Below are 16,075 nucleotides of genomic sequence, written 5' to 3'. Positions count from 1 at the left end.
ACCAACCGGCCCTGCAGGCAGGGCCGGTTTTAATACTTCTTAAGGTTACTCTAAGCTGCAAAGCGTAAATTTCTTCTCAGTTACTGAGGAGAAAAAAATGAAAGCGATTCTGCCCCGTTATCCTGATGAATATCTGGCGTTAACCCTTACCGCAATCGTTGTGGTGAGTTATTTAGCGATCTGGTTTCGCAGCTAGCGGCTGTGTGTGACGTTGTCACCTTAATTAAACGTTTCTCTTATTTAAAGCCGCCATTATTTATCGCGCTGCGCTATCAGTTCAGAAGTGCGGCGTTCTATTCTATTATTGCAATTCATGTTGCTTAAATTAATCTCTATTTGCTGGTGTGGTTATTGATGCGCCACTCACTTCGGGATCCTTTTATTATTATTTATATTTTTGCGATCCAGCTCTCATATAATAGATCTGGAAAACCATAGTTTATTTTATATTACTGATTTATATCTATTTATAACGAATATCCCCTTTTTGATAAATAAAGAGATCTTTTACCTGAACCTCCCATCACCGCCGCTCAGCCCGCACTGTTTATTGCGCCATATCAAGCTATAGCCTGTTGACCTATAGACCTTACCTCATCCAGTTGTTATTTTTATCTCCTGATAAATAAGCGCCAGTAATTAACAGCGGATTTATTCTAGGGTGGGCTGCGCTCGCCCGTGTGGTTACCTCTTAATGGAACAAGGGGATCGCAATGAAATATCAGCCACTCTCTCAGGAAATTCTCCGCCATATCGGCGGCAAGGAAAATATTAACGCGCTGGTGCACTGCGCCACCCGACTGCGTTTTAAACTCAACGACAGCGCTCAAGCCGACGCAGAAGCGCTGAAAGCCCATCCTGATATTCTGATGGTGGTCGAAAGCGGCGGGCAGTTTCAGGTGGTGATCGGCAGCCATGTTGCTGAGGTCTATGCCGCCCTCTGTCAGGAGGCGGGACTGCACGACGCACAGCGCGCATCGCCGCCGGAGGGCGGGCAGACGTCGGGCCTGCTGGCCGCCTTTATCGATATGGTATCCGGCATCTTTACGCCATTTCTGGGCGTGCTGGCGGCCTGTGGGATGCTGAAAGGTTTTCTGGCGTTCGCGCAGGTCAGCGGCTGGCTGGAAGAGAGCAGTGGCACCTGGCGCATACTCTACGCAGCCAGCGACGCTCTGTTCTATTTCCTGCCGCTGCTGCTCGGCTACACCGCCGGCAAGAAATTTGGCGGCAATCCCTTCGTGACCATGGTGGTCGGCGGCGCGCTGGTTCATCCCACCATGATGAGCGCGTTTCAGGCGGCAATGAGCGGCGAAACGGCCACTTTTCTCGGGCTGCCGATTGTCTTTATCAACTACGCCTCTTCGGTGATCCCCATTATCCTCTCCGCCTGGTTCTGCTGCTGGCTGGAGCGGCAGTGCAACAAAATCATGCCCTCGGCGGTGAAAAGCTTTTTCACGCCGTTTATCTGTCTTGCCGTCACCGTTCCCCTCACCTTTCTCGCCATTGGCCCGCTGGCGACGCTGCTCGGCAACGGGCTGGCGCAGGGCTTCCAGCTGGTGTATCACGCCGCGCCCTGGCTGGCTGGCGCCATCCTCGGCGCGGTGTGGCAGGTGTGCGTAATTTTCGGGCTGCACTGGGGATTGATCCCGCTGATGATGAACAACCTGGCGATGCTGGGCCAGGATCCGATGATGGCCATGCTGCTGCCCGCCGTCTTTGGTCAGGTCGGCGCGGCGCTCGGCGTGTTTCTTAAAACCCGCGACGGTCGCCTGAAAGCGCTGGCAGGCTCCAGCGTTGTCGCGGGCATCTTCGGCATTACCGAGCCCGCTATCTATGGCGTCACCTTGCCATCCCGGCGCCCTTTTATTTTTGGCTGCGTCGGCGGCGCGCTGGGCGGCGCCGTGGTGGCGCTGAGCCAGAGCCAGGTCTATTCGTTCGGGCTGGCGAGCATCTTTACCCTGGCGCAGGTTATTCCCGCGTCGGGTATCGATAACAGCGTCTGGGGCGCCGTCGCCGGCACCGCGCTCTCACTCATTTTCGCCTGCCTGCTGACCCTGATCGCAGGCATACCACAGCCGCAGCGCCCCGCCGCTGGCTAAGCGCTGCACAGGAGGAGATAACCATGGAGATCCAGTTTCCAGCCCCCTTTTTATGGGGCGGCGCGCTGGCGGCCAACCAGGCTGAAGGCGCTTATCAGGAGGACGGCAAAGGGCTGTCGACCTCTGACCTGCAGCCCGCCGGGATTTTCGGGCCAGTGGTGGCGCGCCAGCCCGGCGACTTTAATATTAAAGATATCGCCATCGACTTTTATCATCGCTATCCCGAGGATATCGCGCTGTTTGCCGAGATGGGTTTCACCTGTCTGCGCGTCTCTGTCGCCTGGTCGCGCATCTTTCCGCAGGGCGACGAGCTGCTGCCTAACGAAGCGGGCCTTGCCTGGTACGATAAGCTGTTTGACGAGCTGGCGCGCTACAACATTCAGCCGCTGGTTACGCTGTCGCACTATGAAATGCCGTGGGGACTGGTGAAAAACTATGGCGGCTGGGCTAACCGCCAGGTTATCGGCTTCTTTGAGCGCTATGCCCGCGCCGTGTTTTCGCGCTATCGCCACAAGGTCAAACTCTGGCTGACCTTCAACGAGATCAATATGTCTCTGCACGCGCCGCTGACCGGCGTCGGGCTGGAGAACGATCCCTCGCCGACGGAGATTTACCAGGCCATCCATCATCAGCTGGTCGCCAGCGGACTGGCGGTCAAAGCGTGCCACTCGCTTATTCCCCAGGGCCGCATCGGCAATATGCTGCTTGGCGGCCTGCTCTACCCGCTCAGCTGCAAACCAGAAGATGTTTTCGCCGCCCTGCAGGAGAACCGTCGCTGGCTCTTCTTCGGCGATGTGCAGTGCCGCGGCGACTATCCTGGCTATATGAAGCGCTACTTCCGCGAACAGGGCATCAGCCTGCAGACCGAGCCGTCGGACGCCGTCGCGCTGCGCTACACCGTCGACTTCGTCTCCTTTAGCTACTACATGTCCGGCTGCGCCACGGCCGACGCCAGCGAGGCGCAAAAACGGCGCGGCAATATTCTCGATATGGTGCCGAACCCGCATCTGTCCAGCTCAGAATGGGGCTGGCAGATCGATCCCATCGGTTTGCGCACGCTGCTTAATACGCTGTGGGATCGCTATCAGAAGCCGCTGTTTATCGTGGAGAACGGGCTGGGCGCGCAGGACCGGCCGGACTGCGACGGCCATATCCATGACGACTACCGCATCCGCTATATCAACGATCATCTGGTGCAGGTGTGGGAAGCGATCAACGACGGCGTCGAGGTGCTGGGATATACCTACTGGGGGCCGATCGATCTGGTCAGCGCCTCTAAGGCGGAGATGAGCAAACGCTACGGTTTTATCTATGTGGACCGTCAGCAGGACGGCTCTGGCACGCTGGCTCGCCGGCGCAAAAAGAGTTTTTACTGGTATCGCGACGTGATAAACAGCCGCGGCGCGACGCTGAAGCGCTAAGAAAAAAGCCCTGCGCGTGCAGGGCTTTCGCCTTTTAGCCTTTGCGGCACGAGGTCAGAATATCATCCTGCTGCTGATAGACGCGGGTTAGCGTACCGGTCAGCCCCAGCATGGTGGAGAAAAGGTTATCCTGCGAGAAGTTATCCTGCGCCGCCAGCTTGTCGAGACAGCTTTTATTGACGCCATAGCGCGACTGGTAGTCAGGCGACAGCCAGATCAGCATTGGCACATGCTTCTGCACCTCCGGCGCGATGGCGTAAGGCATGCCGTGCAGATAGGTGCCGTTCTCGCCCAGCGATTCGCCGTGATCGGAGAGATAAACCAGGCTAGTGGTAAACTGATCCTGGTGCGCCTGCAGCAGCTTAATCGCCTTATCAACAATGTAGTCGACATAGAGCAGCGTATTGTCATAGGTGTTTACCAGCTGCTGTTGTGTACAGTCCTGGATCTGGTTGGTGTCACAGGTCGGCGTAAAGCGGCGGAACTGCGGCGGATAGCGGTTGTAGTAGGTCGGCCCGTGGCTGCCGATGGTGTGCAGCACAATTACACCGTTGCCCTGCAGCTGCTGAATATACTGCTCCAGCCCGTGAAACAGCACCTCGTCGTAGCACTCGCCTTTAATACACATGCCCGGCAGGTTCAGACTGGTCATATCCTGATGCGGCACGCGATCGCAGGCGCCCTTACAGCCGCCGTCGTTTTCGTTCCACAGCACCTTCACCCCGGCGCGCTGGATCACGTCCAGCAGCCCTTCCTGATGGCTGGCGAGCGCGTCGTCATAGCGCGCGCGCGGCATGCCGGAGAACATACAGGGCACCGACACCGCGGTCGCCGTGCCGCAGGAAGCGGTATGCGGGAAATAGGCGACGTCGTCCTTCGCCAGCAGCGGATTGGTGTCACGGCTATAGCCCGACAGCGAAAAATCCGCCGCGCGTGAGGTTTCGCCGACGATCAAAATGGTCAGATTTTTTTTGCCGTGCTGCATGGCGGGCGCCAGGTGCGCGTCTTCGCCCATTTTCACCAGCGGCAGATCTTGCGTCTGGTTGTGTTTGTACCAGGAGAGCGTGGCGACAATGGCGTTAGAGGGACTCAGCGACTTCACCAGCTCTTTCTGATTGCGGAACAGCGAGGCGTAATCCTTATAGAACAGCGACGCCACCAGTAAAATGCAGATAATCGACGCCGCCACGCTGACAATGCGGTAGACCGCGCTTTTCCAGAACGGCGTGCCGGGACGAATACGCACCCAGAACGCCACGGCCGCCATTACGACGCCGGACAGCAGCAGCGTGAGCACCAGCTGCGGCGTCATCAGGGCGAAGCTTTCGGCTGGCGTGGTATCAAGAATATTGACCAGCATCGAGCGATCGATTACCACGCCAAAATTCCAGATAAAGTATTGCGCGGCGGCGGAGACCAGAACAAACAGCGCGATAACCAGCCGGTCGAGCAGGAGAAACGAGGCTACCGTCACCACAATATTGATAACGGAAACCGCCACCAGCGGCATGGAAAGAAACACCAGCCCGTTGCGCAGGTTATCCAGCGGCAGGGCGGCAATCACCTGGTGATAAAACGCCAGGTTAAGAAAGATCGCGATATACACCGAAAACAGCAGCAGAAAAGAGAGCCGACTCAGGGTCGGTCTTTTATTGAGCGGGAAAAACATGCGTGCAGTCCATCTGTTAACAGGAGCGCTCAGCATGACGCCGTAACTTTAGGGAAACCTTAAGCCAGGGTAATCAGAGCACGCGCTATCATATCGCCGTGGGCAGCGCGCGCTACACTAGCCGACCCGCTGTGCTGAATGTCTCAGGAGAAAGGATGACCACGCTGCGTTTACTGCTTTCAGAATCAAACGACCCCTGGTTTAACCTCGCCGTCGAGGAGTGCATCTATCGGCAGATGCCCGCCACGCAGAAGGTGCTGTTTCTCTGGCGCAATGCTGAAACGGTGGTGATTGGCCGGGCGCAAAACCCCTGGAAAGAGTGCAATACGCGGCGCATGGCGCAGGACGGCATCAAGCTGGCGCGCCGCAGCAGCGGCGGCGGCGCGGTATTTCACGATCTCGGCAACAGCTGTTTTACCTTTATGGCGGGCAAGCCGGAGTATGACAAGAGCGTCTCGACCAACATTATTCTGAGCGCGCTGAGCGCGCTGGGCATTGAGGCGCAAGCGTCCGGGCGCAACGATATCGTGGTGGCGCGTGGCGACGAGGTGCGCAAGATTTCCGGCTCCGCCTATCATGAGACGCCCGATCGCGGCTTTCATCACGGCACCTTTCTGATCAACGCCGACCTGTCGCGGCTGGCGAATTATCTTAACCCGGACATCAAAAAGCTGCAGACCAAAGGCATTAGCTCGGTGCGCTCGCGCGTGGCCAACCTGGTCGAGCTGCAACCCGACATAAGCTACGCGGCGATTTGTGACGCTGTCACGGAAGCGTTTTTTGATTACTATCAGACGCGCTGCGAGCCGGAACGCATTTCGCCGGAGGCGCTGCCCGATCTGCCCGGCTTTGCGGAGCAGTTTGCGCGGCAGAGCAGCTGGGAGTGGAATTTCGGTCGCTCGCCCGATTTTTCCCATCTGCTGGATACCCGCTTTGCCTGGGGCGGCGTCGAGATCCATTTTGACGTCGAGCGCGGCGTTATCAGCCGCTGTCAGATCTTCAGCGACAGCCTGCATCCTACGCCGCTGGAAGCGCTGGCGCTGGCGCTTCAGGGCGTCGCCTACCGTCCAGAGGCGCTGGCCGCCGCGGTAGAGGGCGTGCAGGAGGCGTTTCCCGCGCAGCAGGATGAACTCGCGCAGCTGAAAAGCTGGCTGACCGCCAGCGTCAGCTAGCGCGCAAAGGGGCCGGACGCCACCGACTCACGCAGCATCAGGCTGGCGGCAAAGGCGTCCGCTTCCTGCCAGCGTCCGCCGTCCAGCATCGCCAGCAGCCGCGCGATCGCCTCCTGGATCATTGCGGTGACCGGGATTTTCACGCTGGAGAGCGCGGGCACGGTAAAGGGCGCGAGCGGAATATCGTCAAAGCCGAGCACTGAAATCTGCTGCGGCACCGCGATCTTCGCCGTGGCGAGATGACGCATCGCGCCGATGGCCATCTCATCGTTGCTGGCGACCAGCGCGCTAAAGTCGCAACCGCGTTCGAGCAGCGCCGCTGCGCCCTGCGCGCCGCTCTGCGCGTGCCACTTCCCTTCGGCGATCAGCGCGTCGCGCAGCGGGATGCCGCCTTCCTCAAGCGCGGCTTTATAGCCGGCAAGGCGCTCCAGGCCAGTGGGCGAGTCGAGCGAGCCGGTAATAAAACCGATCTCCCGATGCCCGAGATCGATTAACGATCTGACCGCCATGGCGCTGATCTGCTTCTGATCGGCGTAGATGCAGTAGCTGTGATGCTGACGCAGCCGGCGATTGACCACCAGCACCGGCTGTTTATGCTGCGCGATGATTTCATCCATCTCGTCGACGGTGAGAAAGCGCGGGTAGATGATGATGCCGTCGCAGCGCATGTCGAGCAGAAAATCGATCGCCGCCCGCTCCTGCGCCGCGCTGTGCTTGCCGTCGGCCAGAATAAGCTGGCGGCCCTGCTGCTCCAGCATGCGCGCGGAGTGGGACATCAGCTCGGAGAAGTAGTTGCCGCTGTAGAGCGTGTTGGTCACCACCAGCCCGATGGTCTGGGTCGATTTCACCGACAGATTGCGCGCCAGCAAATTGGGACGAAAGTCGGTTTCGGCCACGGCCTGCATCACCTTCTCCCGCGTCTGCTGGCTGACGTAGCCGTTGCCGGACAGCACCCTGGAAACCGTCGCTTTCGACACGCCCGCTTTTTTTGCGACCTCAAGTATGGTGGCCATCGCTTTTCCCTTCTCCTTCAATCCGCTGTGCAGTCTACTCAACCTGCGCGCTGCTGTGGCAGGCCTGATTTCTGTAAGTGATGAAAATCACAGTTTGAAAAATATCCACTTTCGGGGTCTTGTTATCAATTTTGCAACTGTTCATGATTTTGTGAAACCGGTTTCCTACGCCGTTTCATTTCTCAGGATAAAACGGCGCGGCCTCTGTCCCTACCACAGCGCGCCGCCGGTCATTCTTCACTCATCACAACAGAGACGCAAAACTATGCCTAATCCCTACGAGGAAGTCTCTCGCGCCATCGTTCAGTCGCTGGGCGGTATGCAAAATATTAAGGCGGTGACCCACTGCATGACTCGCCTGCGCTTTGTGGTCAACGATCCCGCGCAGGTAAACAGCACGGCGATCAAAGCGCTGCCCGGCGTAATGGGCGTGGTGCACAACGAGACGCAGTGCCAGGTTATTATCGGCAACAACGTCGGCAAAGCGTATCAGGCGGTTCTCGCGCTGGGCACGCCCGCTGCCGCCGACGCCACGGCGAAGCGCAAAATCACCCTGCGCAGCATCAGTGCGGGCATTCTTGATGCGCTGGTCGGCACCATGTCGCCGCTGATCCCCGCCATTATCGGCGGATCGATGGTGAAGCTGCTGGCGATGGTGCTGGAAATGAGCGGCGTGCTGCCAAAAGGCTCTTCGACGCTGACCATTTTGACGGTGATCGGCGACGGCGCCTTCTTCTTCCTGCCGGTGATGGTCGCCGCCTCCGCCGCGCTGAAGTTTAAAACCAATATGTCGCTGGCTATCGCTATCGCCGGCGTGCTGCTGCATCCTGGCTTTATCGATCTGATGGCGAAAGCGGCGCAGGGTCAGGCGGTCGACTTCTTCTCGATCCCCGTCACGCCGGTGAAGTATACCTACACGGTGATCCCGGCGCTGGTGATGACCTGGATCCTCTCGCATATCGAGCGCATCATCGACCGCATTACGCCGGCGGTGACGAAAAACTTCCTTAAGCCGATGCTGATTGTGCTGGTGGCCGCGCCGATCGCCATTCTGCTGATTGGCCCGCTGGGGATCTGGATCGGCAGCGGCATCTCTGCGCTGGTCTACACCGTGCACGGCTATCTGGGCTGGCTGTCGGTGGCGATTATGGGCGCCCTGTGGCCGCTGCTGGTAATGACCGGCATGCACCGCGTCTTTACCCCGACCATTATTCAGACCATCGCCGAAAGCGGCAAAGAGGGCATGGTGATGCCGTCAGAAATCGGCGCCAACCTGTCGCTCGGCGGCTCGTCGCTGGCGGTCGCCTTTAAAACCAAAAACCGCGAGCTGCGTCAGACCGCCCTCGCCGCTGCCGCCTCCGCCATCGTCGCCGGCATCTCGGAGCCCGCGCTCTACGGTGTGGCGGTGCGCCTGAAGCGGCCGCTGATCGCCTGCCTGATCAGCGGCTTTATCTGCGGTGCGGTCGCCGGCGTCGGCGGGCTGGCCAGCCACTCGATGGCCTCGCCCGGCCTGTTTACCAGCGTGCAGTTTTTCGATCCCGCCAACCCCATGAGCATCGTCTGGGTGGTAGCGGTCATGGCGCTCTCCGTGGTGCTCTCTTTTATTCTTACCCTGATTTTAGGCTTTGAAGATATTCCCGAAAGCGCGCCCGAGGCAGTCGTCTCGCCCGCGCAGCCGGAGGCGATCAAGCCCGTTAAGGCAGCAGTTCATCATTGAGGTGTTTTATGTCAGATCTGACATTTCCAGCAGGTTTTTTATGGGGTGGCGCACTGGCCGCGAATCAGGCGGAAGGCGGCTATCGCGAAGGCGGCAAAGGCCTGACCACGGTAGATATGATCCCGCACGGCGCGGCACGCATGCCGGTGAAGCTGGGATTAGAGAAGCGTTTTAGCCTGCGCGACGACGAATACTATCCGAGCCATGAGGCGATCGATTTTTATCATCGCTATAAAGAGGATATCGCCCTGATGGCGGAGATGGGTTTTACGGTGTTCCGCACCTCGATCGCCTGGAGCCGCCTCTTTCCGCGCGGCGACGAGCCGCAGCCAAACGCCGAGGGCATCGCCTTTTACCGCAGCCTGTTCGAAGAGTGTAAAAAGTACGGCATCGAGCCGCTGGTCACGCTCTGTCACTTCGACGTGCCGATGCATCTGGTAGTGGAGTATGGCTCGTGGCGCAACCGCAAAATGGTCGACTTTTTCGCGCGCTATGCCCGTACCTGCTTTGAAGCCTTCGACGGACTGGTGAAGTACTGGCTGACCTTCAACGAGATCAACATTCTGCTGCACAGCCCCTTCTCCGGCGCCGGGCTGGTGTTTGAAGAGGGCGAAAACCAGCATCAGGTAAAGTATCAGGCGGCGCATCATGAACTGGTGGCCAGCGCGCTGGCCACCCGCATCGCCCATGAGGTCAATCCAGCTAACCAGGTCGGCTGCATGCTGGCGGGCGGCAACTTCTATCCCTGGTCCTGCAAGCCGGAAGATGTCTGGGCGGCGCTGGAGAAAGATCGCGAGAACCTGTTCTTTATCGACGTACAGGCGCGCGGCGCCTATCCCGCCTATGCCGCCCGCCTGTTCCGTGAAAAGGGCGTCACCCTTGAGATGGCGGATCAGGACGCCGAGATCCTAAAACACAGCGTCGATTTCGTGTCGTTCAGCTACTACGCGTCGCGCTGCGCCTCGGCGGAGATGAACGAGCAGAACAGCAGCGCCGCCAACGTGGTGAAATCCCTGACCAACCCGCACATTAAACGCAGCGACTGGGGCTGGGGCATCGATCCGCTGGGGCTGCGCATCACCATGAATATGATGTATGACCGCTATCAGAAACCGCTGTTTCTGGTGGAGAACGGGCTGGGCGCGCAGGATAAGGTCGAGGCGGACGGCAGCATTAACGACGACTATCGCATCAGCTATCTGCGCGAGCATATTCGGGCGATGGCGCAGGCGATCGACGACGGCGTGCCGGTGATGGGCTACACCACCTGGGGCTGTATCGATCTGGTTGCCGCCTCAACCGGCGAAATGAGCAAACGCTACGGCTTTGTCTATGTCGACCGCGACGATCTCGGGCGCGGCAGCCTGGCGCGCTCGCGCAAAAAATCGTTCTGGTGGTATAAAAAAGTGATCGCCAGCAACGGGCGCGATCTAGGCGCATAAAGCGGCCAGAGAGGCAGCAAAATTCACGCGCGGCCACGCCTTTTTTTGCCGCGTATGCCACACTTAGCAGACCTCTGTTCTGATAAGGAAAGCTGATGAATTTTCGCTGCCGTATGCTGGGGCTGAGCCTGGCGGTCTGGAGTCAATCGCTGCTGGCGATCCCGCTTCCCCAACGTCCGCCCGACACCCTGCCGCCTGAGCAATATATCAGCCGCGTAAACGCTAACAATACGATTACGTGGCAGTTATGGGCGCCCGCCGCCAAAGCGGTCGAGGTGGTGACCGGCCCGACGCCGGATCGCTACGTCTCCCATCCCATGACCAAAGACGAACGCGGCATCTGGTCCTTTGTCAGCGAACCGATGCAGCCCAGCTTATATGAATACTTCTTCAACGTAGATGGCTTTCGCAGCGTCGACACCGGCAGCGCCCAGGCAAAACCGCAGCGTCAGGTCAATACCAGCCTGATTCTGGTGCCGGGCAGCCTGCTGGATGAACGCAACGTGCCGCACGGCGAAATCCATACCCTGAGTTACCACTCGCCGTCGCTCAATCGCGAGCGGCAGCTGTCGGTCTGGGTGCCGCCCGGCACGCGCGCCGACTCGCCGCCGCTGCCGGTGCTCTACTACTATCACGGCTTCGGCGATACCGCCCTCTCGGCGCCGGTTCAGGGACGGGTGCCGCAGATTATGGATAACCTGCTCGCCGAGGGGAAAATTGTGCCGATGCTGGTGGTGATGCCCGATACCGAAACCGACGCTGAAGGGGCCATTCCCGAAAGCTTCGCCCCGGCGACCCGGCGCGACACCTTCTATCCGCGCAATGCGCTGGCGGCGGATAAAGAGCTGACGCAGGAGATTATGCCGCTGATCGCCGCACGCTATGCGGTGCGTAAAGAGGCGGAAGGCCAGGCGCTGGCGGGGCTGTCACAGGGCGGCTATCAGGCGCTGGTGAGCGGCATGCGCCATCTGGATAAGTTCGCCTGGCTGGGCATTTTCAGCGGCGTCACCACCGAGACGGTGCCCGATTTTCGCGTGGCGGCGCAGCTGAAAAAGCCGGCGGCGATCAACCGGCAGCTCAGGCTGCTGACGCTGGTGAGTGGCGAAGAGGATATTATCACCGGCCGGGATATGACCGGGCTAAAGGCGCAGCTTGATCAGTCAGGCATCCACAACGAATGGCATCCCTACCCCAAACTGGGGCATGAGATGGATGTCTGGCGTCCGGCCTATATCGACTTCGTGCAGAAGCTGTTTCGGCCAAAGGATTAGGGCAGGTTTTTCACCAGGGTCAGCTGATTTTCGTCCTCGCCCTGACGATAGCTGACCCGATCGACACCCGAGAAGATCAGTTGCATGCCGCGGCCGCCCTCGCTCAGGCTCTCGAGGTCAATCGGCGCATCGGGATCGATAGCCGGGGGCTGCCGCTTCTCCTCCGGCACCGGCACGCCGCTGTCATAGAGGTCCACCGTGACCGCGCCGCCGTCGTGGCGAAAACGCACCCGATAGTGCGCGGCGGGATCGTCATGGTAGCCGTGACGAATAATATTGCTCGCCGCCTCGCACAGGGCGAGATCGAGCGGATAGGTCCAGGCTTCGTTAACCTGCAGCGCTGCCAGGAACTGACGCAGCGCGTTGCCGAGCGTGGTCAGGCTGTTAATGGTCGCGGGCAGTCGCAGCTCTCTCTCCTGGGCGTGCTCGGTCATAGATCATCCTCCGTTTACTATCGCCAGCGCCTCGCTGCGATCGCCGCACAGGGTGAACACCCGATCCATACGGGTGAGGGAAAACATCGCCTTGATATTGCTGTTCAGCGAGCAGAGCACCAGTTGCCCTTTGCCGCTCAGCGTTTTCAACAGCGATATCAGCGCGCCCAGGCAGCTACTGTCGATAAAATCCACCCGCGAAAAGTCGAGGATCAGCCTGCTCTCGCCCTGCTGGATCACCTCGGCGACCGCCTCTTTAAAGCGCAGCGCCACCGAGGCGTCGAGCCGCCGCACCACCGGCGTTAAAATAGTGGCCTGGTCGATCTTTTCAGTTTCTAACTTCATCTTGCTTCTCCCGTTATAAGCCCTGCTGGCGTTCAATCACCAGCAGAGAGATATCGTCCGGCGCCGGGGCGGCTTCACCTGAGGCCGCGCCGCGCCACTGATTTAGCGCCGCTTCCACTGTCGCCAGCAGCGTTTCCAGCGGCTGCGCCTGCTGCGACGCCACTAAGGCTTCCAGCCGTGCGGCGCCGAACATCTGCTGCTCTGCATTTTCGCATTCACTGATGCCGTCGCTGTAGAGACAGAGCCGCTCGCCAGGCGCCAGATGAAACGCGCTCTCCTCCCAGTCGAGATGATCGAGCAAGCCGACCGGCGAGCCGCCCTCGCCGACTGCGCGCGCCTCGCCCGCGGCGCTTACGATAAACGGCGTGGGATGCCCCGCCTGACAGAGCCGTCCTTCGCCGCTGTGGCGATCGATCACGCCGTAAACCATAGTGAAATAGCTGGTGACTTCGGGATGCTGGGCGCAAAAGCGCTGGTTCAGAATGCGTACCACCTGCGCCGGCGGCGTGATCGCCTCGCCGTCAAACAGGAGGGATCTACGGTGCGGCCATGCAGGAACTGACGCGCCACCGCCACCGACATCATCGCCGCCGTAACCCCATGCCCGGCGACGTCGACGCTGTAAAAGCCGACCGCTTTGTCATCCAGCGGGAAAAGGTGAAACAGATCGCCGGAGACCCAGGCGGAGGGCATAAACAGCCAGTCGGCGAAATAGTCGCCCTGGCGCAGATGGTGCGGCGGCAAAATGCTGCGCTGCAGCGTGGCCGCCGCCTGCAAATCCTGCTCGATTTGCGTTAGTGCTTCGCTGAGGTGGCGGTTTTTACTCGCCAGCGACGCCTCCAGGCGCAGGATGCGCTCGCCCGCGTGCAGCCGCGCCTGCAGTTCCACCTGATTGACCGGCTTGCGTAAAAAGTCATCCGCGCCGGCGGCAAAGCCGACGCGCAGATCCTCGACGCTGTCGCGCGCGGTTAAGACGATGACGTAGATATAGCGATCCTGCACCTGCTGACGGATTTCGCTGCAGAGCGTCAGGCCGTCCATCACCGGCATCTCCCAGTCGCTGATCACCAGGCTTACCGTCTCCTGCGCCAGCAGCGCCAGCGCCTGCTCGCCATTTTCCGCTTCGAAAACCTGATAGCCCCACTGACTCAGCAGGCCGGCCAGCAGCCGACGGTAGAGCAGCGCGTCATCGACGATTAAAACGGATTGAGGTTGAAGGTCGGCCATAGAAAACCTCAGAAAGGAAGGAACCAGATAAGCGAGATGGTGCCTTCGCGAAATTTCGCGGTGGCGCTGCTTCGGCCGGGAAAGCGCGTGCCGCTGTAGTTGCTGTACTGCACGGAAAAAGAACCGGGCGTGTAGCCGGCGTAGCCGAAGCTGTAGCTGTAGTCGCCGTTCCAGGGCTGCTGCTGGTCCGAATGGGGATACCAGAAAGCAGTGGCACGAATAAAAAAGTGCTGCTTAAAGGTGTAGCCGCAGCCGCCCAGCCCAACCTGCTTGTTGGAACGCAGATCGTTGTCCGCCAGCGAGTAGTAGCGCGGCACCCAGCTCACGCCCACCTGGCAGGTGAGCGCGTCGCCTTTGTTGATCAGCAGGTGCTTCTCCAGCGATTTGGGCAGCGAAAACTTATAGGCGAAGGTAAAGGCGCCCTGCTCGAAATAGGTAAAGCGCGAGTTGCCAGAGGGAAACAGATGGTTATCGCCATAGTTGCTGTAGACCAGACTAAAGGTGTTGGGATGCCAGTCGTCATAGCCGAAGCTGTAGCGAAAGTCGGTGGTGTATTTGTCGAAATCGGTAATGGGCGCGCGTAGCGTGACGTTGGCGAACCAGAAGCTGTAGGGCGAGTATTGCAGGCTAAGGTTCAGCAGCTGGTTAATCTTCTTTTTTTGCTGCGCCGACTCTGAGCCGTTAGGGATCGTCAGCCACTGCTCTTTCAGGCCGCTGGAAAAACTGAGCGCGCCGGAAAATTTATCTTTATTGCCGGAAAAGAGCCGTCCCCAGCGGCTGGTAAAGACGCCAGCCTGAATCGGCTCGCCCTGCGCCGTCACCGTTTCATTGTCGGCTGGAGCGGCAAAAACGGGCGTCGCCACGCCTGCGGCGAAAGCGGTTATCAGCAATCCTGCGCCTCTGGCCGTCAGCCCGGGGTGAACCATGCAGCAATCCTCATCTAGTTAGGAATAAAACGCCCGCCAATCTCTTTTTTCGCCATCCACCACAGCAGCCCCAGCGCGGCCAGATGGATCAGCGTGTTGCGTATCCACGCCTGATGCCAGAGGTCGAAGTGCACGAACTGACTGACCGCCATCACCACAAAGACGTGCAAAATAAAGGTGTAGAGCGAGTGCTGGCCCAGCGGAATAAGAAACCAGCCGAACGCGCGTTCAATGGGGCGCCAGCAGAAGGTCAGCACCAGATAGACCAGCAGCATCAGACTGAAATCGTTCAGCACGCGGCAGGGACCAAGGGCATTTTTGCTCGCCAGATGGTAGTAAAACCAGTTGAAGTCCGCGGGCGGAATGACGTGCAGCAGCAGGAAATCAGGCATAAAAGGGTTGGTGTGGTTTTGCGCGACAAACATCATGCCGAGCGCGTAGATCACCATCACGCCCATCACGATATAGCCGCCCGGCGTGCGGGCAAGTGACATCAGCTCATCTTTGTACCAGCCGCAGCACATGCCCAGCACGTAGATAAACTGCCAGGCGAGCAGCGGGAAAGCGAACTCGAACTCCGCCACGGTGAGGCGCGTCGGCCACAGGTGATAGCTGACGTAACCCGCCAGCGAGGCGAGCACCAGCCAGCCGCCGCGCCGCGCCTGCAACAGCCCGAGAAACAGCGGGCTGACCAGCAGCAGGCAGATATAGAGGCCGAGGATCTGGGTCTGATGCGGTCCGATTTGCAGGTAGAGGATGATATTAAACCAGGTCTCTTTGATCTGCGGCGTGGTGGGAAACAGCGCCCACACCGTGCCGGAGAAACGGTCAACAAAGTGAGTGACTTCAAAGGTGTTGATAAAGGGGACGCGCGACAGCAGCAGCATGATGAAAATAATCACCAGATTGACCAGATAGATTTTTCCGGCCCGCCGCCACAGGGTCCAGCCCACCGTCAGCAGCACCTCTTTCTGCAGTCGCTGGCGGTTGAGCATGCCCAGCATAAAGCCCGACAGGATGACGAAACCCTCCGCCCCGGTGGTCAGGCCGAACCGCTCCCAGGTAAAGATATTGACCAGCGACAGCAGTTCCGTATGCGCCACGACCATCATCACCAGCGCGATGCCGCGCAGCATATCAATACGCAGATCGCGCCTGCCAGGCACGGCATAACGCCATGCGCGCCACTCCAGGCTCACCGCTTTCGGCTCTACCGCCACATCCGCCATAAATCATTACCGTAAGTGATAGGAAGATATTTTTTAGTTAAATGATATAGATCGTTACTCTGTAAGGAGAAGTTTAGCGCTGTTGCCGTTTAAGTCACGCTGAAATGAAA

At 59.2% G+C, this 16,075-nt stretch carries 11 protein-coding genes and 2 pseudogenes; 6 read left to right on the top strand and 7 right to left on the bottom strand.

Translation table 11 applies throughout. From position 1 onward, the window contains the following. Positions 1-713 precede the first annotated feature (713 nt). Both B2J69_RS00740 and ascB read left to right on the top strand, forming a co-directional pair. Positions 714-2,075: pseudogene (locus B2J69_RS00740) on the top strand (PTS transporter subunit EIIC); the annotation flags it as partial. A 47-nt stretch (positions 2,076-2,122) separates the two neighbouring features. Beyond that, positions 2,123-3,520, top strand: coding sequence for a 6-phospho-beta-glucosidase (ascB, locus tag B2J69_RS00735; RefSeq protein ID WP_081134876.1), 1,398 nt, complete (start codon positions 2,123-2,125; stop codon positions 3,518-3,520). A 34-nt stretch (positions 3,521-3,554) separates the two neighbouring features. On the opposite strand, the gene eptA is transcribed toward ascB, so the two are convergent. Beyond that, entirely contained in the window at positions 3,555-5,189 is a 1,635-nt protein-coding gene (eptA, locus tag B2J69_RS00730; protein ID WP_081134874.1) for a phosphoethanolamine transferase EptA, read from the bottom strand. A 155-nt stretch (positions 5,190-5,344) separates the two neighbouring features. Between eptA and B2J69_RS00725 the strand changes: the two genes are divergently transcribed. Continuing rightward, complete coding sequence (locus B2J69_RS00725) at positions 5,345-6,361, top strand: lipoate--protein ligase A (RefSeq protein ID WP_081134871.1); 1,017 nt, start codon at positions 5,345-5,347, stop codon at positions 6,359-6,361. On the opposite strand, the gene B2J69_RS00720 is transcribed toward B2J69_RS00725, so the two are convergent. After that, entirely contained in the window at positions 6,358-7,374 is a 1,017-nt protein-coding gene (locus B2J69_RS00720; RefSeq protein ID WP_081134869.1) for a LacI family DNA-binding transcriptional regulator, read from the bottom strand. The genes B2J69_RS00725 and B2J69_RS00720 overlap by 4 nt on opposite strands. A gap of 265 nt (positions 7,375-7,639) precedes the next feature. On the opposite strand from B2J69_RS00720, the gene ascF reads away from it, so the two are divergent. The 3 genes from ascF to B2J69_RS00705 all read left to right on the top strand — a co-directional run bounded on the left by ascF (position 7,640) and on the right by B2J69_RS00705 (position 11,804). Then, complete coding sequence (ascF, locus tag B2J69_RS00715) at positions 7,640-9,091, top strand: PTS cellobiose/arbutin/salicin transporter subunit IIBC (RefSeq protein ID WP_081134866.1); 1,452 nt, start codon at positions 7,640-7,642, stop codon at positions 9,089-9,091. An 8-nt stretch (positions 9,092-9,099) separates the two neighbouring features. Then, the gene (locus B2J69_RS00710; protein ID WP_081134863.1) at positions 9,100-10,533 is read left to right on the top strand and encodes a 6-phospho-beta-glucosidase; all 1,434 of its coding nucleotides are present in this window, start codon (positions 9,100-9,102) and stop codon (positions 10,531-10,533) included. Positions 10,534-10,628: 95 nt separating this feature from the next. Beyond that, entirely contained in the window at positions 10,629-11,804 is a 1,176-nt protein-coding gene (locus B2J69_RS00705) for an alpha/beta hydrolase-fold protein (RefSeq protein WP_081134860.1), read from the top strand. On the opposite strand, the gene B2J69_RS00700 is transcribed toward B2J69_RS00705, so the two are convergent. The 5 genes and pseudogenes from B2J69_RS00700 to opgC all read right to left on the bottom strand — a co-directional run bounded on the left by B2J69_RS00700 (position 11,801) and on the right by opgC (position 15,965). Next, complete coding sequence (locus tag B2J69_RS00700; protein ID WP_081134857.1) at positions 11,801-12,238, bottom strand: ATP-binding protein; 438 nt, start codon at positions 12,236-12,238, stop codon at positions 11,801-11,803. The genes B2J69_RS00705 and B2J69_RS00700 overlap by 4 nt on opposite strands. 3 nt (positions 12,239-12,241) lie before the next feature. Next, complete coding sequence (locus B2J69_RS00695) at positions 12,242-12,583, bottom strand: STAS domain-containing protein (RefSeq protein ID WP_081134854.1); 342 nt, start codon at positions 12,581-12,583, stop codon at positions 12,242-12,244. A gap of 13 nt (positions 12,584-12,596) precedes the next feature. Continuing rightward, positions 12,597-13,810, bottom strand: a pseudogene (locus tag B2J69_RS00690) (PP2C family protein-serine/threonine phosphatase). 8 nt (positions 13,811-13,818) lie between these two features. Further along, positions 13,819-14,736, bottom strand: a complete 918-nt coding sequence (locus B2J69_RS00685; RefSeq protein ID WP_236722669.1) for a hypothetical protein — start codon at positions 14,734-14,736, stop codon at positions 13,819-13,821. A gap of 14 nt (positions 14,737-14,750) precedes the next feature. Then, positions 14,751-15,965 carry an OpgC domain-containing protein gene (gene opgC, locus B2J69_RS00680; protein ID WP_081134848.1) on the bottom strand — a complete coding sequence of 405 codons (1,215 nt, stop codon included), beginning with the start codon at positions 15,963-15,965 and terminating at the stop codon, positions 14,751-14,753. Positions 15,966-16,075: the final 110 nt, after the last annotated feature.

The sequence above is a fragment of the Pantoea latae genome (genome assembly GCF_002077695.1).
In the GTDB taxonomy this organism is placed as follows: Bacteria; Pseudomonadota; Gammaproteobacteria; order Enterobacterales; family Enterobacteriaceae; genus Pantoea; species Pantoea latae.
Note: the sequence above shows the minus strand (reverse complement) of the source record. Positions and strands in the feature narration are given on the sequence as shown.